Here is a 22,353-nt window from a genome sequence, read left to right as displayed (position 1 = left end):
TCACATTCCATATATTATCTTTATTTTCAATGTATGCCGAATGACAATCGCGTTCCTATATGAGGGATGTGTATGAAAAATAAACTATTAATAACAATGTTAGGCAGTGCGGTTAGTTTGGTTGGTTGTAATTATAGCGATGATGGGTACTTTGATGCTCATAACAATCAAGGTAGTCAACACTCTAATTCTCATACGGGGCGAGCGATAAATGAAAAGAGTTTCAGCACTCAATATGAAGTTAGCCCTGCTCAACTTCCGCGAGTGGATATAACTCCACGAGATATCACACCAATTGCTACACCTGATACGTTCGCATTCTCCGAGATGAAAATAGAGCAAAAAGGCGTAGATGCTCTATTGACGAATAGCACTCCGCAGCCGGTAAATCGTTTTATAGCGCGGATAGGCGACGACCAGCGTCTTGTCACAATTGTTTTGGACCAAGAAATTCCAGCGTATAGCCAAGCGAGACTGACCTCCGGAACGACGACATTAGAACATATCAAGGTTGTGAACCAAATGCGACTGTTTACACCTGAAGTAACCATGAGCGGTGAAGATTGTTCTTTAAAGAGTCCTGGCCAGGCATGTTATGCCACGCCAACGAAAGAGCAAAGACAAGTTTATGAAACCATGCTAACGAATATGCATAATTCATTTAATCGTAAGAGCTTTTTAGACAACTTGAACAAATATTTCGCCACTCCAGAGGAATGCCAGAAATATGATTGTAAGTCATGGACAGACAAAAAACTTAGCTATTCAGAAATGGCATTTTTAAAGTATGGCTCTAAAGGCCATCGCCTATCAATGCGTGTGATGACCGCCCACTATGCTGCCCACGGTATGGGCGGAGGGACATCACCTGATATAACCAAAGCCTTGTCAAATAGGGGGGGATGGGCATCAGCTTGGTGGGAGGTAGTGGACCCAACGGTTGATTCTAATCGGCCTTATACGAATGAAGCTTACAATGTCATATGGCATGAAGTAGCTCATGCTTATGGTTTCAGTCATGAGTCTGGAATGACCTATGGTGCCCAAGCTTCATGGGCATGGAGTGCCATTACGGGAGATAAGTATGGGAAAGGCGAGTCTTATATGGAAACTCATGTTACAGATCATGATAGAAAGAACGTAACCGAAATGAAGTTACCTTCCGTTCTTATAGAGAAAAAGACACTAGCAAAGAACGAAGTGATGCTAACCTTTTCTCGACCAGTAGGTGAAGATGAGGATGACACAATTGATGTGGACTTTTTATCTGCGTCTGAAGTAAGTTTTCAATCTTCGTATTCCAAAGGAACTAACTCAGTAGTGCTCAAGTTCTCCAAACTACCGGAGGCTCCTTTGTATGTTAGAGCGAAAGGTAAGGAAGATGATTATATGGGGACTATTCTTATACACAAAGATGATCTTATACCTTCTAAGACATACCGAATTGGAGATACAAACTATAAGGTTCTGGCCGATGAACTTTTGAATTATAAAGCCAATGCCTGGGACATTCGAAATACATGTAAGAGTTATGGTGGAATTCTCGCAAAGAAGGCTGAGTATCAAAAGCTATGGGACTTCCTAGGGGCTCATCAGCTAATTGCAGAACTTCCCAAAAAAGTATTCTTATCTCGAGACGAGCCTCATGGGTATCGAGTTTGGCAATTGACTTTCGGTGATAACGCCATGGACGCAGTAGAGGTTCCTATGGGAGATCAATTAGGAGAGAGTCGAGGTATTGTTTGTTTGTCCAAACGATTCAATTAGGCTCAGGCACACACTCCAGCTTTTCTTAAACATCAACCACTACTTGGTAATCACTTCCACAATTTACCAGACTCAGGGTACGTAAGGTTCGTACCCTGAAAACCCATTCTGTCCCCAATACTTGTTATTCGATTTTGCGTTAAGGACCAAAGCCTGAATGGTTTCCACGCGACAGCCTAGCTGTTGTGCTAATTCAAAGACACTGCCCCGAATCACCTCAGAAGTAGAAGTGTTAATTAAGCAATGTTCTTGCTGGTAATGGTTTGATTGTAAATCCATACATGCTCTCCTCTACGTTTGTGGTTCTGGGCGTGAGATCTGACGTTACAAGTATTGGATCTCGCATGGGAAGTTGTATAAATAACATACTATTAAATTATAAAAAATGAAACAAAATATTCCATTAAATTAAATATTGGCTTAATTTGAGTGTGTTGATACGGTGTAGATTAAACTGTATCAGTAAGGACTTCATGAAAAAGCCCGAGTGTATGAACTGTACGCTCGGGCTTTGTTTGTTGGCTGGCTTACTAATATCCCATCAACTGCAAGAGATTCTCAGCGGTGCTGATTGCTTCCTTACGATTTGCGATATTGAGCTTCTGATACAAATTACGGATATGTGTTTTAATTGTTGTACCTGCGACGTCCAGCTCTTGAGCAATCTGCTCGTTACTGAACCCGGAATATATCAAACCAAGAACCTGCCATTCTCTTTGTGTTAGAGGGCTAGTGCGTACTAACTCAGGGATATTCGGGTGGTTGATTAACTTTTCCACAAACTCTTCGTTAAAGTGGACGGAACGGCTACGCTGCGTGGTATTGATGTCTTTCATCAATAGTTGTGCGCGATGACGCTCCAAATCCCCTAATTCAGACTTAGAGACCAGTTTCTCAAGCAGATGGCCGATGGTTGCACCGTCGACTAAGAAATTACCAATCATGCCAGTTTGGTTCGTTAAGACTAACGCTTCTTTTAGCAGAGCTTTGGCGGTCTCTTCATCCTGGTTTTGCACATTGAGTACCGCTTCCACAATCAAGTTGCGGTTGCGATCGGTCACTAACTGGTGGGCTTCTGCCTTGTCATTGAGATAGTTTAGAGTTTGCTGAGCTTGCTCGAACTGGCCTAGGTTGATTTGGGCACGAGCGATGTTTCGCCACTGAAGCTGCTCGAAGTGGTTACAAGCGTTGTCTGGTCGAATCGCAGTTTCTAGCCATTGTTCGATGGAGTCCACGTCACCGCGTGCTTGCCAGTAGAGGAGCAGCGATAATGAGGCGTTTGCGGTCCAATCAACATGGTAAGTTGACTGTTTCATCAGATGTTGGATCTGCTCAATGAACTTAGCGGCTTTATCGAGCTCCCCGCGACCAATTGCGATGCGTGCAATCATCGAGTAGCTATGAAGGTGCTTGCTCGGTGAATGGTTGCCAAGTACATCAAGTCCTTTATAAGCACACTCTTCAGCTTCATCCAATCGGTTCCAGCACCATAATACTTGCGCACGAACACGCAGCAAGAACTCATGCAATGGGACTTGATGTAGCTGCTGTTCTTCGATGAGTTTCAGTGCGCTATCCTGAATTTCGAACGCGGCTTGTACGTAGCCTTGTGCAATCAGAATTTCACTCTGCTGAAGCTGGGCCCAAAGTGCTTGGTGATAGACATGGTACTGACGCGCGAGCTTTTCAGTCTGCTGCATCATCGACAAAGCACGGCTAAGCTGACCGATGACGTGATTCACTTCACCCACCACCGAGGTTGCCACGATACGGCTGCGATAAACAGAATGGTCGAGTTCACTCAATGCTTGCTCGGCAAGCTCAAGCGCTTTTTCTGGTGAGTTTTGGTTAATGGCAACTTGAGCTAGCAGCGCGTGGAATTCACCTTCTTGCTTCTTCGAGCGCTCAACGTTGCGCGTTTCCATTTCTTTGTCGGCTTTAGCAATCAGCTCGCCAACATCGTTGTAGCGGTGCTGACTTTGCGCCAACCACGCCTGCAACATACACAGCTTTGGCTGGCTATATAATTGGTCTTGGGTCAGGACCGCAATGGCTCCTTCCAGAGTCGCAAGCTCACCTTGGTTGAACATTTTCCAGCCAAACTCGCTTAAGATTTTTGCAACCAACTCACTGTTATTGGCCAGTTGAGCATGACGCAGTGCTTGGTGCGGCACTTTTTGCTCTAGCCAAGCTTCGGCTGCTGCCAAATGAAGCTCGTGTTCCTGCTGAGGAATACGTGCTTTGCGCTCATGGGATAAGAACTCGGCAAACAGATTGTGGAATCTAAACCAGTTATTTTCTCCCTCAAGCGGATAGATAAATAGGCCGAATCGGTTAAGAGATTCAATCATGCTTAGCGCATCGTCGCGCTTGGTTAGGGCGATAACCAGACTATCATTGAAGTGATCGAGTACTGAACACTGCATCAAGAACTTGCGGGTATCTTTGTCTAACAGGTCAAACACTTCCTCAACCAAATAGTCCCAAAGGTGTGCATGGTTGAATTGAGAAATAGTCTCGACCGATTGGGCAAGAGTACGTTTTTGGTGCTGTGCTTGTAGTGCAAATAACTGTAATGCAGATGGCCAGCCTTCAACGTAAGTACGCAATGAATCGGCGGTCTCATTATCGATATCGCTAGCGAGTCGTTGGCTAAAGAAACGCGTGGTCTCTTCGGTATCAAAAGCGAGTAGCTCGTTGCCAATCTCAATCATTAAGTCGCGCACACGGAGGTTTGCTGTGCCTAAAGGAGGGTTGCCTCGACTGGTAACCACGAGAGTAACATTATCTGGCATGTGCTTAAGGAAAAAGCGCATCGCTTCGTGAATCTCTTCGTCAGTGATTAAGTGGTAGTCATCAAGGACGATATAGCACTCGTTATGATAGCTCGTCAGTTCTGCAAACACTTCACTAAACAGGGAGTGGAGTGAAGAGAATTGACGACGCTCTGCCAAGGTTTGTGCATTTGGACACGTGTTATTCGTGGCTTTGTTGATGGCCTGCAATAGGTAGTTGACGAAGCGGAACGGGTCGTTGTCACTTTCATCGATGCTGTACCAGCCAACGTTTGGTTTATCTGATAGCCATTGAGCTGCCATCGTTGTTTTGCCGTAACCGGCGGGCGAGCGAAAAAGTACAAGCTTATAAAATGGAGCCTGTGCTAGCAGGTCCAATACTCGTGGACGCACAATCGCGTTATGTAAGCGTCCAGGTCGAGTTAGTTTTGAAGGAATCCACATAGATATTTCCTACCAATTTATTATGTTCTACTCCGTCGGGGAGTAGGGAGCGAGTCACCAAAGCTTTTTATTGCACGTTCGATGGTATGAGAGAGTGAGCTCTACATTTATTGATCGAGGGCTATATTTTGATTTTTAAGCTTTTTTCACAGCTACTACGCCTTATAAATGTGATTGATGTCACTTTTACTGCTTAGTGTGGAGTGTGAATGGCCTGTCATGTATACAAAAAAAACCTGTGATTTGCGGCTTTTTTCGAGGCTAATTGTGATCTGAACAGCAGAATTTGTATTTAGTCCGATAAGGGATAGCAAATGTTTCTTAATTAACGCTTAGAGTGAAATGTGAGCTTGGCGTGATCGTTATCACCAGAAAAAACAGAATGGTTAACCGGAATGGGAGATCGATCACTAAGTGGAGGGGAGTACGCCCTCTACGCCCTCCTCACTCATCCTCCATGGAGTCGGAACTAGGAGGATGTTTATGGAAACGTCACCATGCACGATATGGGACAGATGGATAAAAACTTAAAGTGAGATTTCTTAATGAAACCTACTCAGCAAAAACAATTTGATAAAGCTTCTTTCCAAGAAAGTGTTAAAAAGCACCTGTCTGCTACCTATGCAACGACTGTCGAGGCTGCTTCTGAGCGCCAATGGTATCTAGCGATGGGTCGAGCGTTAGCGGAATTAACTACGTTTGACCTTCTTGCCACTGAAGCGGACGAGCGCATCAAAAAAGCAAAAAGTGTTAACTACCTATCTCTTGAGTTCTTGATTGGTCGTTTGACAGGTAACAACCTGATCAGCATGGGCTTGTATGAGCAAATCACTGAAGCAATGGCTGAACTAGGTCATAATCTTACCGACCTTCTTGAAGAAGAGCGCGACCCATCACTTGGTAACGGTGGTCTTGGTCGTCTAGCGGCATGTTTCATGGATTCATGCGCCGCTCAAGAATACCCAACGGTAGGCTACGGTTTGCACTATGAATACGGCCTATTTAAGCAGTCATTCAAAGATGGCCGTCAACAAGAAGCACCAGACGCATGGCGCGGTGTAGAAGGTTATCCATGGGAAGTGGCGCGTCCAGAACTTGCGCAAGAAATTGGCTTTTACGGTCACGTTGAAGTTGTCAACGAGAACGGTAAAGAAGTTCGTAAATGGGTTCCTGGCATGACAGTAAAAGCGATGCCTTGGGATCTACCTATCGTAGGTTACGAGTCAGAAACAGTGTACCCATTACGTCTTTGGGAATGCCAAGCCATTGCACCATTCTCATTGGCAAGCTTCAACAATGGTGATTACTTCGAAGCACAGCACGCGCTAATTGACGCGGGTAACATCACTAAGGTTCTATACCCGAACGACAACCATGAAAAAGGTAAGACTCTGCGTCTAATGCAGCAGTACTTCCACTCAGCAGCGTCAGTGCGCGATATCCTGCGTCGTCATGAAGCAGCGGGTTACACGCTAGCATCTCTACCTAAGCAAGAAACTATTCAGCTAAATGATACGCACCCAACGATCGCAATTCCTGAACTAATGCGCATCCTTCTTGATGAAAAAGGCATGAGTTGGGATGACGCGTGGGCGATTTCTTCTAAGACATTCGCATACACTAACCACACACTACTTCCAGAAGCACTAGAGACATGGCCTGAGTCCTTAATCCAGCGTCTACTTCCGCGTCACATGGAAATCATCTTTGAAATCAACCACCGCTTCCTGCAAGAAGTACGTGCAATGTGGCCTGGTGATGGTGAGAAGCAAGCGAAACTGTCTATCATCCAAGAAGGCTTCCATCGTATGGTTCGTATGGCGAACCTATGTGTTATTGGTTCATACGCGGTTAACGGTGTAGCTGCACTTCACTCTCAATTGGTTAAGAAAGACCTATTCCCAGAGTTCGATGCAATGTACCCAACGCGTCTGCATAACGTGACTAACGGTATTACGCCTCGTCGTTGGTTGAAGTTCTGTAACCCTGGTCTATCTGCTCTGATTACTGACAAGATCGGCGACGAGTGGCCTGCGAAACTGGAACAGCTTGAAGGCATCGCTAAGTTTGCTGATGACGCTAAATTCCAGAAGGAATATATGGCTGTTAAGAAGCAAAACAAACAGCGCCTTGCGGATTGGGTTTCTGAGAACATGGGTATCGAGCTAGATACTAACGCTATCTTTGATGTTCAAATTAAACGTTTACACGAGTACAAGCGTCAGCACCTTGACCTTCTACACGTACTCGCGCTTTACCACCGCCTACTGAAAGATCCTTCTTTCGACATGGTTCCACGCGTTGTGTTCTTCGCAGCGAAAGCAGCGCCAGGTTACCACCTAGCGAAAGAAATCATCTTTGCAATCAACAAGATTGCTGAGAAAGTGAATAATGACCCACGTATTGGCGGTAAGCTGAAAGTGGTATTCATCCCTGATTACCGAGTAAGCATGGCTGAGATCATCATCCCAGCAGCAGATGTGTCTCAACAAATCTCTATGGCAGGTAAAGAGGCATCGGGTACAGGTAACATGAAGATGGCTCTAAATGGTGCTCTAACTATCGGTACGATGGATGGTGCGAACGTTGAGATTCGTGAAGAAGTAGGCGACGAAAATATCTACATCTTCGGCCTAGATGTTGACGGTGTTAAAGAAGTGAAGGCGGCGGGCTATAACCCTTACGACTACTACAACGCGGATCCTCTACTAAAAGCATCTCTAGACCTACTTCTAGGTGATGAGTTTACTCCAGGTCAACCAGGTCTACTGCGTGCTACCTACGATAGCCTACTAGATGGCGGTGACCCTTACCTATGTCTTGCTGATTTTGCTTCTTATGTTGAAGCACACGAAGCGATGGACGCGCAATACCGTGACCAAGCGGGCTGGGCTAAGAAAGCGATTCTGAACACTGCTCTAGTTGGTAAGTTCAGCTCTGACCGAAGCATCAGAGACTACGTGAATAACATTTGGAAACTAGAAGCAGTTTCTCGTTAATCACGATGACCAAGGTGCTCAGAGAGTGCCTTGGTCGCTTTAATTGCTTCATCTCTGTTTTAGCGTCATCCCTGCGCGGGCAGGGATCTTCTAACAGCGATAATGAATACTTTGAGTAGATTTCTGCCTGCGTAAATGCGCGATGAGCAGGAATGACGTAAATAGACTGTCGAGCGGCATAATAAGCTCGAATCAAAAATTACACTAACCCTACCGTTTTGAAGGTTAAAGAAGTCCTTCGGAGAGAGCGATGACAGAACAAACAGCATTAAAACAAGTTGCTGAAATGGCAAAAATAGCCGACAGCTACGTAAGTGCGTGGGGCAGTCCAGCGAAAGTAGAAGACGAAACAATTCTTCGTCTGCTAGCGTCTTTAGGCTATGACACCACAAATGATGAAACTTTGCTTAAATCTGCTGAGAAAAAGCATAAAAAAGAAGTGATTGAACCAGTTCTTGTTGTTAAAGACGAGGATGCGGTTGAAGTCGAACTTCATTTAGGTGTTAGCGCTCGCGAAAGCGATTTCAGCTGGCGTTTAGAGACCGAGCAGGGAGAAGTACTTGAAGGCTATCTTCAATCTCAAATCGTTCGTGATGAGCGTGCTGAGGGTGGCCCTTTAGTATTTTCGTTACCTAGTGACCTACCATGGGGTTACCATAAGCTTTACCTAGAGCGTAAGCGTCGCAAAGCTCCTTATGAAATGACACTGATTCGTACGCCACGTGCCTGTTTCAAACAGAGTGCCATTGACCATGGTAAGAAACTATGGGGTCCGAGTGTCCAGCTTTATACGTTACGCACTCAGCACAACTGGGGTATTGGTGACTTCGGTGATCTAAAACAGTTGGTGGCAGACATTGCTGCGCGTGGTGGTGACTTTGTTGGTTTAAACCCAATTCATTCACTATTCCCAGCCAACCCAGAAGGAGCAAGCCCTTACAGTCCTTCTTCTCGTCGTTGGTTGAACATACTCTATATCGATGTGAGCTCTGTCGCTGAATTCGCTTTGAGCGCTGATGCTCAGCAAATGGTCGGCAGCTCTGACTTCCAAGCTCGCCTTCAGAAGGCGCGTGATTCCCACTGGGTTAATTACACTGAAGTTGCGGATCTGAAAATGAGCGTGTTACCTCTTCTTTTTGAAGAGTTTAAATCTCGTCATTTGGATAAGCAGTCTGAGCGCGCAAGATTGTTCTTAGATTTTGTGGAAGAGGGTGGCGAAAGCCTTCTGCATCAGGCGGCATTTGACGCAATTCATGCCGAATTGCACGCAGAAGATTCAAGTGTTTGGGGGTGGCCTGTTTTCCCTGAGAAATATCGCCGTTTTGAAAATAGCGCTACTCAGAAATTTATCGCTGATAACCGCGATAAAGTTCAGCTTTACATGTACTTACAGTGGATCGCTGATGTTCAAATCAACGAAGCACAAGCACTTGCCGAAGAAAAAGGCATGGCTGTAGGTCTATATCGTGACTTGGCGGTTGGCGTTGCAGATTCTGGCTCTGAAACTTGGGCAGACAATGGCAACCTTGTGATGGATGCAAGCATTGGTGCTCCACCTGATATTCTAGGTCCGTTAGGTCAAAACTGGGGTCTACCTCCACTGAACCCACAAGTACTGCAAGCGACGTCCTATGATGCCTACATCAAGTTACTGCGCGCTAATATGAAACATTGCGGTTCACTGCGTATTGACCACGTACTAGGCCTGTTGCGTCTATGGTGGATTCCAAAAGGTGAAAATGCCACTAAAGGTGCTTATATCTACTATCCAGTGGAAGACATGCTAGCCATCTTAGCGCTTGAATCACATCGTCATCAATGTAGTGTGATTGGTGAAGACTTGGGTACGGTGCCAGATGAAATCGTTGAAATCCTTCGTGAAGCAGGCGTCCACTCGTACAAGGTGTTCTTCTTCGAAACAGCAGAAGATGGTGGTTTCATCTCACCAGCGCACTACGCCGATCAGTCAATGTCAGCACTATGTACGCACGACATGCCGACATTACGTGGTTTCTGGCATTGTGACGACCTAAAAATGGGTAGCGAGATTGGTCTTTACCCTGATAAAGAGCAACTTGAAGGCTTGTTTGATGACCGCCTGGAATGTAAACAAGGCATTCTTGATAGCGTAGCATGGCACGGTTATCTACCAGAAGGTGTTGGTCGTGATGCTAGCCTAGTGCCGATGGACGCTTATTTAAGTGAAGCACTTCAGTTGCATGTTGCTGCGGGCGCATCAACGCTATTGAGTGTCCAGCTTGAAGATTGGTTAGAAATGGATAAGCCAGTTAACATCCCTGGAACGGTGAATGAGTATCCGAACTGGCGTCGCAAACTGTCGATGAACCTTGAGGAAATCTTTACTCAAGAAGGGGTGAATCGTATCGCGAAACGTCTAACGGAAGTGCGCGCTAACGCAAGCAAATAATCCGCCTCAAAATCGCTAATCAAGCACGGCTTCTTCAGAGATTTGTTCTGTCATCTCTGGGAGTCGTGCTTTTCTTTTTATCGCTTGTCACTATTGGGATTTATATTGTAAAGAAGTGCGTAAAAATACCGTATTGCACCCGAAAATTAGGGTTAAATCACTTCCCGTATAGGTGCAATCAAGTACAATGAAACCTTGCTGGTAGCCCGCGCTTTGCGGGCTTTTTTATAGTGCCTCAAACGTCAGTGAAACCAACTATTGGTTTCGAAAAAATAATCATGGGGCTATTTAAGGTCGAGGGAGATGAACGTTGAATAATAAAGGGCTTAAAAAACTAAAACAGGCGTACGATCGACTCTCGAGTGCATCGTTTGCTGATCCATTTTCATTCTTAGGACCTTATCTACAGGAAGAAGGTATTGCCTTAAGAGTATGGATGCCAGGTGCCGATGGGGTAGCCGTTGAACTAGCATCAGGTGAAAGACTACCGATGGTGAGAGATGAGGCGTCAGGTTTTGTTCTCAAATCTGATTTGGACCTGCGATTTACTCACTATCAGTTAGCGGTAGATTGGAATGGTACTGAGCAAATGCTGGATGACCCATACCAATATCACGCTTTGTACGCTGAATACGATGAGTTACATACACCAAAAGAGATGTATCACCATATGGGCTCACAGTTTATCTCGCTTGAGCGAGACGGTGAAAACGTTGAGGGAACACGCTTTTTGGTTTATGCCCCACATGCTACAGCGGTCAGTTTAGTAGGTAGCTTCAATGCTTGGGATGGGCGCCGTAATCCAATGCAGCGATTGGATTATGGAATTTGGGGTATTTTTATTCCAAATCTGCCAGAAGGAGCACAATACAAATTTGAATTGAAAGGACCGAATGGTGAAGGCTTACCGCATAAAGCGGATCCTTGGGGCTTCTACTCCGAGCAATACCCTTCTTTTTCATCAGTGACTTACAATCATAACCGCTACGATTGGCAAGATGAAAAGTGGCAATCTCGACCTGTCACCGAAAAGCGTAAAGAGGCGCTGTCGTTTTATGAGTTGCATGCAGGTTCGTGGAAGCGCAATGATAATGGCGATTTCCTGACTTATCGTGAATTGGCCACCGAACTTATCCCTTATTTGACCGATATGGGTTATACCCATGTTGAGTTAATGCCAGTGTCTGAACACCCATTCTACGGTTCTTGGGGCTATCAACCAGTCGGGTTGTTCGCACCGACGAGCCGCTTTGGTTCCCCAGATGACTTTAAGTATTTCGTAGATCAGTGCCACCAAGCAGGCTTAGGTGTTGTACTGGATTGGGTACCTGCACACTTCCCATCAGATGATCATGGTTTGGCGAATTTCGATGGTACGCCTCTATTCCACGATCCTGATCCGCGTCGCGGCTGGCACCAAGATTGGAATTCTTATATTTACGATTTAGGTCGTGAACATGTTCGTCGCTTTTTAGTGTCCAATGCGCTTTATTGGTTTGAGCAGTTCCATATTGATGGTATTCGCGTTGATGCCGTTGCGTCGATGTTGTATCTAGACTATTCGCGTAGTCACGATCAGTGGATTCCAAACGTCGATGGCGGTCGCGAAAATTACGATGCTATCGCAACCCTTAAGTGGATGAACGAAGAAGTCTACAAGCACTTCCCGAATGCGATGACCATTGCTGAAGAATCGACCGCATTCCCTGGCGTATCGGCTCCGACCTTTATGGGTGGTTTAGGTTTTGGGTTTAAATGGAATATGGGGTGGATGCACGACAGTCTTTCTTATATTCAAGAAGATCCTATTAACCGCAAATACCATCACGATACCATCACGTTCCCGCTTGTTTATGCCCATAGTGAGAACTATGTTCTTTCACTATCACACGATGAAGTGGTATACGGTAAGCACTCTATTCACAATAAAATGCCGGGTGATGAGTGGCAGCAAACTGCCAACTTACGAGCGTATTTAGGCTATATGTATGCGCAACCTGGCAAGAAGCTTAACTTCATGGGAGCTGAGTTTGGGCAAACCGGTGAGTGGAACCACGATGACCAGTTACAGTGGTTCTTGTTAGATTTTGACCGTCATCAGGGCGTGCAAGCGCTAACGCGTGACTTAAACAAACTGTATCGTAATGAGAAATCACTGTTCGAACTCGACTCAGAACCTAAAGGCTTTGAGTGGCGTCTTCAAGATGCGGCAGAAGCGAGTATTCTCGCTCATGAACGTATCAGTGAAGAAGGCGAACGTATGTTAGTGATCAGTAACTTTACCCCTGTACCCCATGAAGCTTTCCGCTTAGGTGTGCCATTAGCAGGTAAGTATGAGCTGATGTTAAATACCGATGATTCTATCTATGCTGGTAGTGGGTTTGGTGCGGTGCAAACTGCATTGACTGAGCAAATGGAAAGTGAAGCACAACCACAATCGTTGTCGTTACGCTTACCACCGCTTTCAACGGTATTCTATAAGTATCAAGGTTAAGAGTACAAAAGCCCCAGCAAATTGTTGGGGCTTTTGTTTTCCAGTACAAGGCAAGTTAAGCCTCGCGAGCGAGGCCTATTCGTAATTGAGTATGAAAACCCGAGACAAAATTATCCAAGCCAGCTTGAAGCTATTTAATGAAAAAGGTGAGCGCGTCATTACTACCAACCATATTGCTGCCCACTTAGGTATGAGTCCTGGTAATCTCTACTACTACTTTCGCAATAAAGAAGACATCATCAAATCGATTTTTGATGAATACATTACTTATGTGCGTGAATCCTTTGTGCCAGTATCTAGTGATACACCCGCCGAAGTATACTTACAGCGATATTGTGAAGAAGTGTTTGGTAGTATTTGGCGATTTCGATTCTTTCATGCCAGCATGCCTGAAATAGTAATGCGAGACAAATCTCTGCATAGGGATTACTTGCAAGCACACGATATTTTGGTTGCAAGAGCCCGTGAGTCAGTGCTCAATTTACGTCGTGATGGGTTTATTATTATCGACGATAGCCAGATTGATGAGTTGATTGAATTGATGCGTGTAGTTGGTGGCTTTTGGGTAAGTTACTTAATGGCAAATTCAGTAAGCAAATCGATCACTAAAGCAGATGTTAATCGAGGTGTTGGTAAGTTTATCGTCTTACTATGGCCTTATAGTACCGACAAAGGCAAAGTAGTACTCACTAAGCTGAAACTCAAATATCAGTCTCCAACTTAACGTTAGAACTCGAAGTTGCTCCTTTCCTTGCTATCGCAACTTCAGTGTATACATATAATTGTCCCTTTTCAGTCATTCCCAAGAATTTTTAGGTGGCTCAATGCCACTTTTTTACTCCTCCAATCATTCGTCTGAAAACTTTCTGTGAATCCGATCACAGCTTTATATAAACCTCATAGAGTTTGTGTGATTAGCTTAAAAAATCACCATCAACCTTAGCTTCCATTTTTGAAAACGTGAAAAAGATCTCAACATGTAACATGAAATGAAATTAGAGTAATTACTCAAACATAGAGTAAATGCTCTAGAGTAAGATATTGATAAATAAGAATAATAGTAATGAATTTTTAGTTAAATATTGGTTTTATATAAAAATAACGTGGAGGTATTATGGACATACCAACCTGGCATTACGTGGTATCTATGTCTTCGTATATAGTCTTTTTGCTACTACTCATCGAAGGCATGCGCCGGACACCCCGGCTAACCGCCTTTATTTGGATTGCAACTTTATTTACCGCGCCATTGTGGGTTGAACAGTTGGATGGCTGGTTCCGCTGGGCAAAAACAGTGAGTGTGCTTATTCCTACGGCTTTGGTGGTTGGCCTTGCTCGGCTCGCTTGGTACTACCGAGAGAACCCTAACGCGATATTACGTTTCTTTCGTGGTGACTGGGTATTGAAAGTACTGTACGGAGTGCTATTTCTCAATATTGCTGAAGCGACACTGAAAGATCTGGTAACCGGCAACTACTTCAACTTTATCTGTGGCGTGATTTTATGTATCACCATCCCTTTCCCACGCTACAAGAACGGAGTGCGACAATACTGGCTTATCTCGAAAGATAAGCCAAATGATCTGCTGTTCTATTCCACTGCCGCTTGGAACTTCCTATACACCACGTGGAATCTTGCGTTTGTGTATGGTGAGAATACCGGCTATTTCGCTAGCTCATTCTGTATTTTGATTGCTGCTGAGCTGTATCCCGTCATCAAAAAACGTCCAGAGCTATACATCATTGCTCGTGTTTATACGCTGGCGTTTCACATCTTCGTGCGGGCTATTCACGATGTGTTTACCCCAGTCATGGACTCCAGCGCGTGGCGTAACGAAAGCGTGCTTTATTGGTGGGGTGCTATCAACCTCGCAATGCACATTCCATTTGTCATTTGGTACTTCAAAAAGCAGCGCGAGCAGAAGGAGCCACCGTATGGCGACAATCAGCCTCCATTGAAAACGGACTGCGTCAATGAGTACGACGAAGCTCCCGACAAAGTGGCGCTCGCCAAATAGTTAAAAGCAGATTGCTTAGAGGCACATAGCTTATAGGCAAGTAGCTAAAGAGCTTTCCCCCGGTGGCCTAGTTGATGACGACGTTATTAGGCCACCACTTCAAAACCTGACACAGGTGATGGTATGAAAAGATTAACAACACAGATTTTGGCGTTGTTGGTACTACTGTGCGCGGCGTTTATGTCTCCGCTTGCAGTAGCCGACCAAGGCTATAACGAACAACAACTTATTGGCGAAACTTGGCAAGGTACTTTTGATGGCGACCCTGGCGAGGGCAGTCTATTTTATCGCCTTGAGTTCCTAGCGGACGGCAAAGTCAAAGTGCTTAGACAGTCTGGTGGCTTTAACAAGACCGAAGTTCAGAATTGGCATATTGAAGAGGGTCAAGTCATGATCCGCAGCAATGCTGGCGATGAGATCACGGACTTTGATAACGCTACTTTTGCGTATACCGATCGCGATCAGATGCGCTTTACCAAGGATGGAAATCATTGCAACTTCCATAAACTGTATCAAACCCGTGCTTATCTGCATGTGCTGTTTGTCCTGGTTGGCTTGATTGCACTCAATGAGCTTTGCCGTCATGTGAAGTGGGCGAACTACCTACTTTGGTTCGTACTGCCGATTGCACTAATTCCACTATTTAGTAGTTATGGTGTTACCTACTGGTTCAAGTGGGTCAAGCTTTACTCGGTAGTCGGTGCCGCCGCGCTGTTTACCCTTATCCGATTTACCCCTATTGGCGATAAAAAGTGGGCACGTTTTGGCGCCGCTGCGTTCTTGGCGCTGAATATTTCAGAAGCGGTGCTGCAAGATTTCACCATGGGCAACATGGCCAACATTCTCAATGCGATTGGTGGTTTGCTCTCCATCATCACTCTGGCGGGTTGGGCACAGATCCACGCTGACAAATCGAAACAAAGAGACATGGTGTGGCCTGCTATGACCACGTTTTGGATCATCGCTTACGACATCTGGAACATCGTGTTTGTTTACCTCAACTTCCCTGGCAGCGCTACAGCACAGGCTATGGTTCTGGTGGCGGCGACCTTGCCATCACTGTTTATCAAGAAAGGTACTTGGTTGCAGGCGCGCGCCTTCACGCTTGCGGGTTCCTTTATGTATTACTTCAGTTGTCCATTTATGTACGAAAGCAACGTGGTGGTGCTGCCGCGCAACGATGAGCTCATGTTATTAGCGGGATTGGCGAGCTTTGTGGCAAACGGTATCTATGCCTGGTTGTTTTTTAGAAAAACGCGCGAACAGCGCATAACGTCAGTTCTTTCCTAACTATAAAAATATTAAATAAATCAATTGTATGACTAAATATTGTAGTGGAGCCTAATTATGAAATCTTACCTAATTCCAATGACCTCAATCGCTCTTGTTTGTTCTGGTGCTGTGCTTGCTGATGAAAAGAGTGAACAGCAAATTGACATGTCGAGTCCAACCGAAGCATATACCGCACTCGGCGTGGGGTATGGCAACGAAGGAATGAACCTTAAAGCCATGTACATGTTGTCTGACCCGAATGCCGATCGTAAGTCGGGGTTCATTCTAGAGTTTAACGATGTATTCGACCAAGAAGGAGGGGCGCCTAAGTTTTCTGGTACAACGGTCATGGGGGGAATGGTGGTTCCTCAAATGAACGACAAAACGACTAATCGAAATTACCGTTTTCGTTATGGTTCGGTAAACACAACTAATGGTTTAGGACATATGGTCGATGCGGTCGTCAAAGATCACCCATTCTATGGTCAAACAGCAGTAGTACAAGCGGGTGCGGTGGCAACATTACCGATTGGTGATAACGCCTTTATCTGGCCAGTGTTGATGGCTGGAGGAGTAATTATGGAAGATAACACCAGTAAACTTGCTAGCTATGACCCGGGATTGGTTGCTGCCAATAACCTGAGCAGTAGCGGTATTGATTGGGCTTCTACCATCTACTCCGTCAAAGTATATGGGCGCTATAAGTTTAACGACACTTGGTGGATTTTAGGTGCATGGACTTATACCGATGCGTTTGGTGGTAAGAGCTGGGATGCTCCTGTTTCTGAGGGCGGTTTAGAACTCAGCCCGCAGCAAATTGAACTGACCCTAGGTTATCAGATCACCAATCGCCAAAATTTGCGTCTCAACTTCCATAGTTATTCGGAAAGTGGTTCATCTGACAAATTCTGGCTGGAGTATAACTACGCGTTTTAACTTTCGTAGACTTAATTCCACCACATGACCCCTAGGACTAGGGGTCACAAGGAGCAACCATGAAATTTCCGAGATTAATAACCTTACTTGCTGCTGTGGTATCGGTTACCGCCGAGGCAAAAATCGTTAGTGGCGTAGATGTACCAGACACTCTGGCGATTCAACAGACAGAACTACAGCTCAATGGGGCGGGGGTACGCAGTAAGTTCTTTATGGATTTGTACGTTGGATCGCTTTTCACCTCTTTGCCTTCTACCGAGGCCGCTTCACTTATCAGAGGCGATCAACCTTCAGCAATACGGTTAAATATTACTTCTAGCATGATCACCAAGGAAAAGTTAGCTGATGCACTTAATGAAGGTTTTAACAATGCGACTGATGGGAATACCACACCAATAGATTCCAGTATTAATCGGTTTGTCGAAATGACCTTTGCAAATGATATATCAGAGGGTGACCAATTCACCTTAGTAAGTGCACCTGAAATAGGTATTTATAGCTACAAAAATGGTGAAATGCTTGTTTTAGTGGAAGGTGACGCGTTTCGGCGCGCACTATTATCGGTCTGGTTGGGTGACAAACCGACTGATAAATCATTGAAAAAAGACATGCTATCTCAATAGGTTGTTGCATGCTAAATCAATAAATAACAATAACTGACCCTATCTGCTGGGCAGGAGGTAAAAATGGAACAACGACAAGTTATTGAGGGTATAGATGTTCATATTGAAGGTGAGGGAGCGCATACCATTGTAATGATACATGGTTGGCCTGATACCTATCGTTTATGGGATCACCAAGTAGAGCGATTCAAGTCGCGCTACCGTTGTGTGAGATTTTCACTACCAGGATATGAGCATGGACAACCACGTCAGTATTATGACTTGAATACTATGTTGATGCTCTTCGACAGCATCATTGACAGAATCTCCGAAGGTAAACCGGTGACGCTACTTCTTCATGACTGGGGCTGCGTATTTGGCTATCAGTACGCGATGAGAAACCCTGAGAAGGTCGAACGTATTATTGGCGTAGATATTGGTGATGCAAGCTCTAAGGATTTGCAATTATCGGCAAAAGCTAAAGTTATCCTGCTGGGGTATCAACTTTGGTTGATGCTTGCATGGAACTTGGGAGGAAAGCTTGGAGATTGGATGACACGTAAAATGGCGCATGTATTTGGGGCACCGGGTGAAGCATCACGGATTCATTCAGGAATGAATTATCCTTACCATTGGCGTTGGAGTTCTGCGTTTATGAGGCGCGAACTTGGTACGATTCCTTTGGATATTCAGGTGCCATTTTTGTTTATCTACGGGAGAGAAAAAGTAGGAATGTTTCATTCTAAGTCCTGGCAGAGAAAAATGGCGAATATCGAAGGAAATAAAGTGGTGGGATTGTCCACGCATCATTGGGTTATGGCCGAGCAACCTGAGACGTTTAATCGCATAGTCGAGCAATGGCTTGCGGAATCGGATGCTTTATTGGCGCCATTAGATTTACAGACTTCGGCCTAGCGAACGATGTAAGCATCCAATTTTAATGAGTAAATCCCCCTGTCTTTAACGCCGCTGCTCTTGAGCTTCGCGGCGTTTTTTTCTTTTGAGTCTTATTTAAAGCTGTTGGCATTACCAGTGGAGATACAGAGATTCTTGTCTACACTCAATAGACTTAACTTAATAAAAAATAAGGTTTATTGATGATAACTGCGTTGTACGGCTCTCTTCTTGCTTCTTTAATGATCTGGCTGTCATTTCAGGTAATCAAACAGCGAAGATCGAATCAGATCGCTTATGCCGATGGTGGTGTGGAAGCCTTGCAAATTGCGAGAAGCGCACAAGGGAATGCTGTCGACTATATTCCTATTACTCTAATGCTCATGGCTTTTGTGGAGTATAACGGAGCGCCCGCGATTTGGATTCATGTTATTGGGGTGAGCTTTGTTGTGGGGCGCTGCCTTCACGCCCACGGGATACTTAACAAACGCTTCAAAGGTAGAGTTAGGGGAATGCAAATCACTATTTTTGCTATGGCAGGTCTTATTGTCTCAAACCTTGTGTATCTTCCTTTTGATAAGCTTTGGTAGTGCAGCGATTTTACTTTCTATTTCCCGGTGATAAGAGGCTAAAACCAGTAGAGTACTTAGCCTCAATCTCGACAATTTTCTTTTTCATATCTTGAAGTTGCTGTTTGAGAGTAGTTGTCCCTCGAAAGCCTGCAGTATGTTGTTGTCGACTTTAAATACCGAATCCACTATAGCGTTTTCTTCATCTAAGTCTTGAGCAAGATCTAAGGTGGTTAGCAATTTCAATCATTCATCACAGCGAATACTGTAAGTAGTAAAGTTATCTTCGACCGTATCGCCAAATCCCATACCCTGTTGGTTTCGATACCTGTTGTGTGACGAATCACGATTGTTGCCTACACTGAATAAAAACAGAGGGAGATAAAGATGACAAGAGCATTACTGCCGCCAGCTTGGATGATGGTCTCCATTGGTCTTATCCTTAATGTAATGGCTATTGTGCTTTCAAGCCAAGTGCTAGACAAAATGTCGAGCGATATTGCTCTCATTCAAGAGCGTAAAGAGACAAATCTGTATTCGATACAGCTCGCGTGGAACCAAGTGGAAACGCTTGAACGAAAGCGCGAAGCGCTACTGCTGCATCTTGATGGCGATGATATCTATACTGATATAGCGGATATGTTGAGAGGGCAGCTATCTCAATGGGTCGCAGTTCATGTCCCTCCTATTCATCGTAAACACCTCCCTGAATTAATGACTATCATCAATAGCGCGCAGGACACGCAGCGTGATTTGATTGATGAGCTTTATCTCGACAATTTAGGGCTGTCCGAAACGTTAGCAAGCGTCGAAGAAGACATGGTGTACTACAAAAACATCGCGGTATTTCTGCAAATTCTCGGGCTGGCATTGATTTTAGCTCGTGATCTTTCTCGCAGATCATTGCCGAATTGATATACTCTAAGGCATAACTTTTGCAATTTATGAAATAAATATGCTCACTCGTTCCGATGATCTGGAAATATTACTTTCTGTCGTAGATAGTGGCGGTTTTTCCGCTGCCGCAGAAGTGCTCGACATTCAAGTGGCGAAGGTGTCTCGCAGTGTTAGTAAGCTTGAGAGTCAACTTGGTGTCACGCTTTTAAACCGTACGACTCGCCGCATTGAGCTCACAGACGAAGGTCGTCAGTTTGTCGACGGAGTCCGTGAAGGGCTGCGTGTTCTGCAGCAGACCGAAGAGGAGATTATGGCTAGAGGTGAGCTGCCAAAAGGGCGATTGAGAGTCGATGCTGCAAGCCCATTTGTACTGCATCAACTGGTGCCACTTATCGCTGAGTTTAATAGAGAGTACCCAGATATTGAGCTTGAGCTGACCTCCAACGAGGGTTTTGTTGATTTACTTGAGAAGCGCACTGATGTTGCGATTCGTATAGGTAAATTAACCGACTCAACATTGCATGCCAAGCCGTTGGGAAAGAGTCTATTGTATCTCGTCGCGTCACCCGATTACCTTGCACGGCGTGGTTATCCCAAATCAGCTACTGACTTGAGCACTCATAGTTTGATTGGTTTTGTCGGAGCGAAAGTACTCAACCAATGGCCACTACCCGGCAACCCTACGATTCGGCCAAGTATGGTGTCGAGTAACGGTGAGACGGTGCGCCAGTTAACTCTGGCGGGTAATGGGATTGCGTGTATGTCGGGCTTTATGGTCAAACAAGATATTGAAGAAGGGCTTTTGGTACCACTTCTAGAGTCAGAAAAACTCACTACGACAGGTCGCGAGCAAGTCAATGCCGTCTATTACCGTTCGTCGTCGGTAGCGCGCCGCATTACGGCGTTTATTGAATTTATTCAGCCTAGACTATCGCTGTAGTCTTATCTCCCTTTTTGTTTTTTGTCGCCGTGGCTTTTGCATTTTTGACAAAAGCCATTTGTGATTATTGCTCTCAATCTAGAGGTGACTCGTCGCTAGAATGTCCCCATTACGATATTGAGGGCATACAACATGATCTTTTCTCACTTCAACTACGGCAAACTTGAACTAAGCAATCGCATTGCGATGGCACCAATGACTCGTTCTCGCACCACTCAGCCAGGCGATGTGCCAAATGACATGATGGCGACTTACTATGCACAGCGTGCAAATGCGGGCCTTATCATCACAGAAGGTGCGCCCATCTCGGCTATTGGTCGTGGTTACTCTCTGACTCCGGGTATCTATACCCAAGCGCACATCGATGGCTGGAAAAAAGTCACTAAAGCGATTCATGACCAAGGCAGTAAAGTATTCATTCAGCTTTGGCACGTGGGTCGTCGCAGCCATGAATCCATCACAGGTGAGCAGGTTTTGTCGGCATCGGCCATTAAAGAGGCTGACCAAGTATTTGGTCCGCTACCAGAAGGTGGCTTCGGTATGATTGAAACCGGCGAACCACGCGCGATGACTGAGCAAGATATTAAGCAAACTATTGCTGATTATGTGCAAGCCGCGAAAAACGCTATCGAAGCAGGTTTTGATGGCATTGAAATTCATGCGGCGCACGGCTACCTGCTAGACCAGTTCATGCGACTTTCTAGCAACCAACGTACTGACCAATATGGTGGCTCTCAAGAAAACCGTATCCGTTTTCTTGTTGAGGTGATGCAAGCGGTAGTGAATGAAATCGGTGGTGACAAAGTCGCGGTTCGTGTTTCGCCGCACGTCATGGAAGGTTTTGCTGAAGAAGATCCAGAGATTGTGGAAGTGGTGAAAAAGGCACTTGTCGCGCTGGCTCCAATGAATCTTGCTTATGTGCATTTCTCTGAAAACATCTCGCGTTATGTTGAAGCACCAGAGTTATTCCGTAAAGAGGTACGTGACATTTACCCAAACCCAGTGATGATTGCAGGCAAGTTGACTAAAGAGAGTGCCATGGCACTGCTTGAAAACAATTACGCCGACCTTGTGGCGTTTGGCACACCGTATGTGACCAACCCAGATCTTGTGGCGCGTTTTAAAAACAACTGGCCACTTGCTGAGTTTGATGCCGATGCAAGGCTGAGTCTATATGGTGGTGATGAGAAGGGGTATATCGATTATCCCGAGTATCAATAAGCTAAGCTGCCTATAACTGAAAAGGCGAGCATTCATGATTGAATACTCGCCTTTGTTGTATTCATAACTGGCATTAGG

General features: G+C 45.2%; 16 protein-coding genes. 14 read left to right on the top strand and 2 right to left on the bottom strand.

What is annotated here, in order from left to right; all coding sequences use genetic code 11:
- The first annotated feature begins 72 nt into the window (after positions 1–72).
- Positions 73–1,767 (top strand): hypothetical protein, encoded by a 1,695-nt coding sequence (locus OH456_RS11275; RefSeq protein WP_270033475.1) that lies wholly within the window; start codon positions 73–75, stop codon positions 1,765–1,767.
- Positions 1,768–1,839: 72 nt separating this feature from the next.
- On the opposite strand, the gene OH456_RS11270 is transcribed toward OH456_RS11275, so the two are convergent.
- Both OH456_RS11270 and malT read right to left on the bottom strand, forming a co-directional pair.
- A complete protein-coding gene (locus OH456_RS11270; protein WP_038227536.1) occupies positions 1,840–2,046 on the bottom strand; it encodes a hypothetical protein in 207 nt (68 codons plus the stop codon).
- A gap of 251 nt (positions 2,047–2,297) precedes the next feature.
- Positions 2,298–5,006 carry an HTH-type transcriptional regulator MalT gene (gene malT, locus OH456_RS11265; RefSeq protein ID WP_038227535.1) on the bottom strand — a complete coding sequence of 903 codons (2,709 nt, stop codon included), beginning with the start codon at positions 5,004–5,006 and terminating at the stop codon, positions 2,298–2,300.
- A gap of 545 nt (positions 5,007–5,551) precedes the next feature.
- On the opposite strand from malT, the gene OH456_RS11260 reads away from it, so the two are divergent.
- The 13 genes from OH456_RS11260 (at position 5,552) to OH456_RS11200 (ending at position 22,275) form a co-directional block, all read left to right on the top strand.
- Positions 5,552–8,005 carry a glycogen/starch/alpha-glucan phosphorylase gene (locus OH456_RS11260; protein WP_038227534.1) on the top strand — a complete coding sequence of 818 codons (2,454 nt, stop codon included), beginning with the start codon at positions 5,552–5,554 and terminating at the stop codon, positions 8,003–8,005.
- A 250-nt stretch (positions 8,006–8,255) separates the two neighbouring features.
- A complete protein-coding gene (gene malQ, locus OH456_RS11255; protein WP_006069833.1) occupies positions 8,256–10,433 on the top strand; it encodes a 4-alpha-glucanotransferase in 2,178 nt (725 codons plus the stop codon).
- A gap of 310 nt (positions 10,434–10,743) precedes the next feature.
- On the top strand, positions 10,744–12,927 hold the full coding sequence (gene glgB / locus OH456_RS11250; RefSeq protein WP_270033474.1) for a 1,4-alpha-glucan branching protein GlgB: 2,184 nt from the start codon (positions 10,744–10,746) through the stop codon (positions 12,925–12,927).
- A gap of 91 nt (positions 12,928–13,018) precedes the next feature.
- The gene (locus OH456_RS11245; RefSeq protein WP_270033473.1) at positions 13,019–13,651 is read left to right on the top strand and encodes a TetR/AcrR family transcriptional regulator; all 633 of its coding nucleotides are present in this window, start codon (positions 13,019–13,021) and stop codon (positions 13,649–13,651) included.
- 390 nt (positions 13,652–14,041) lie between these two features.
- Positions 14,042–14,944, top strand: coding sequence for a hypothetical protein (locus tag OH456_RS11240; RefSeq protein ID WP_006069840.1), 903 nt, complete (start codon positions 14,042–14,044; stop codon positions 14,942–14,944).
- A gap of 123 nt (positions 14,945–15,067) precedes the next feature.
- The gene (locus OH456_RS11235) at positions 15,068–16,234 is read left to right on the top strand and encodes a DUF5692 family protein (RefSeq protein WP_270033472.1); all 1,167 of its coding nucleotides are present in this window, start codon (positions 15,068–15,070) and stop codon (positions 16,232–16,234) included.
- 57 nt (positions 16,235–16,291) lie between these two features.
- Positions 16,292–17,152 (top strand): hypothetical protein, encoded by an 861-nt coding sequence (locus OH456_RS11230; RefSeq protein WP_006069842.1) that lies wholly within the window; start codon positions 16,292–16,294, stop codon positions 17,150–17,152.
- Positions 17,153–17,211: 59 nt separating this feature from the next.
- On the top strand, positions 17,212–17,775 hold the full coding sequence (locus OH456_RS11225; protein ID WP_270033471.1) for a chalcone isomerase family protein: 564 nt from the start codon (positions 17,212–17,214) through the stop codon (positions 17,773–17,775).
- 63 nt (positions 17,776–17,838) lie between these two features.
- Positions 17,839–18,669: an alpha/beta fold hydrolase gene (locus tag OH456_RS11220; RefSeq protein WP_198559256.1), complete on the top strand. Its 831-nt coding sequence runs from the start codon at positions 17,839–17,841 to the stop codon at positions 18,667–18,669.
- Positions 18,670–18,851: 182 nt separating this feature from the next.
- Positions 18,852–19,238, top strand: a complete 387-nt coding sequence (locus OH456_RS11215; protein ID WP_006069845.1) for an MAPEG family protein — start codon at positions 18,852–18,854, stop codon at positions 19,236–19,238.
- 366 nt (positions 19,239–19,604) lie between these two features.
- Positions 19,605–20,132 carry a hypothetical protein gene (locus OH456_RS11210; protein WP_006069846.1) on the top strand — a complete coding sequence of 176 codons (528 nt, stop codon included), beginning with the start codon at positions 19,605–19,607 and terminating at the stop codon, positions 20,130–20,132.
- A gap of 40 nt (positions 20,133–20,172) precedes the next feature.
- Complete coding sequence (locus OH456_RS11205; protein WP_031493939.1) at positions 20,173–21,054, top strand: LysR family transcriptional regulator; 882 nt, start codon at positions 20,173–20,175, stop codon at positions 21,052–21,054.
- 132 nt (positions 21,055–21,186) lie between these two features.
- Positions 21,187–22,275 (top strand): alkene reductase, encoded by a 1,089-nt coding sequence (locus OH456_RS11200; protein ID WP_270033470.1) that lies wholly within the window; start codon positions 21,187–21,189, stop codon positions 22,273–22,275.
- The last annotated feature ends 78 nt before the right edge of the window (positions 22,276–22,353 follow it).

It is taken from the genome of Vibrio sp. La 4.2.2 (assembly GCF_027586995.1).
Classification (GTDB): Bacteria; Pseudomonadota; Gammaproteobacteria; order Enterobacterales; family Vibrionaceae; genus Vibrio; species Vibrio mediterranei.
Note: the sequence above shows the minus strand (reverse complement) of the source record. Positions and strands in the feature narration are given on the sequence as shown.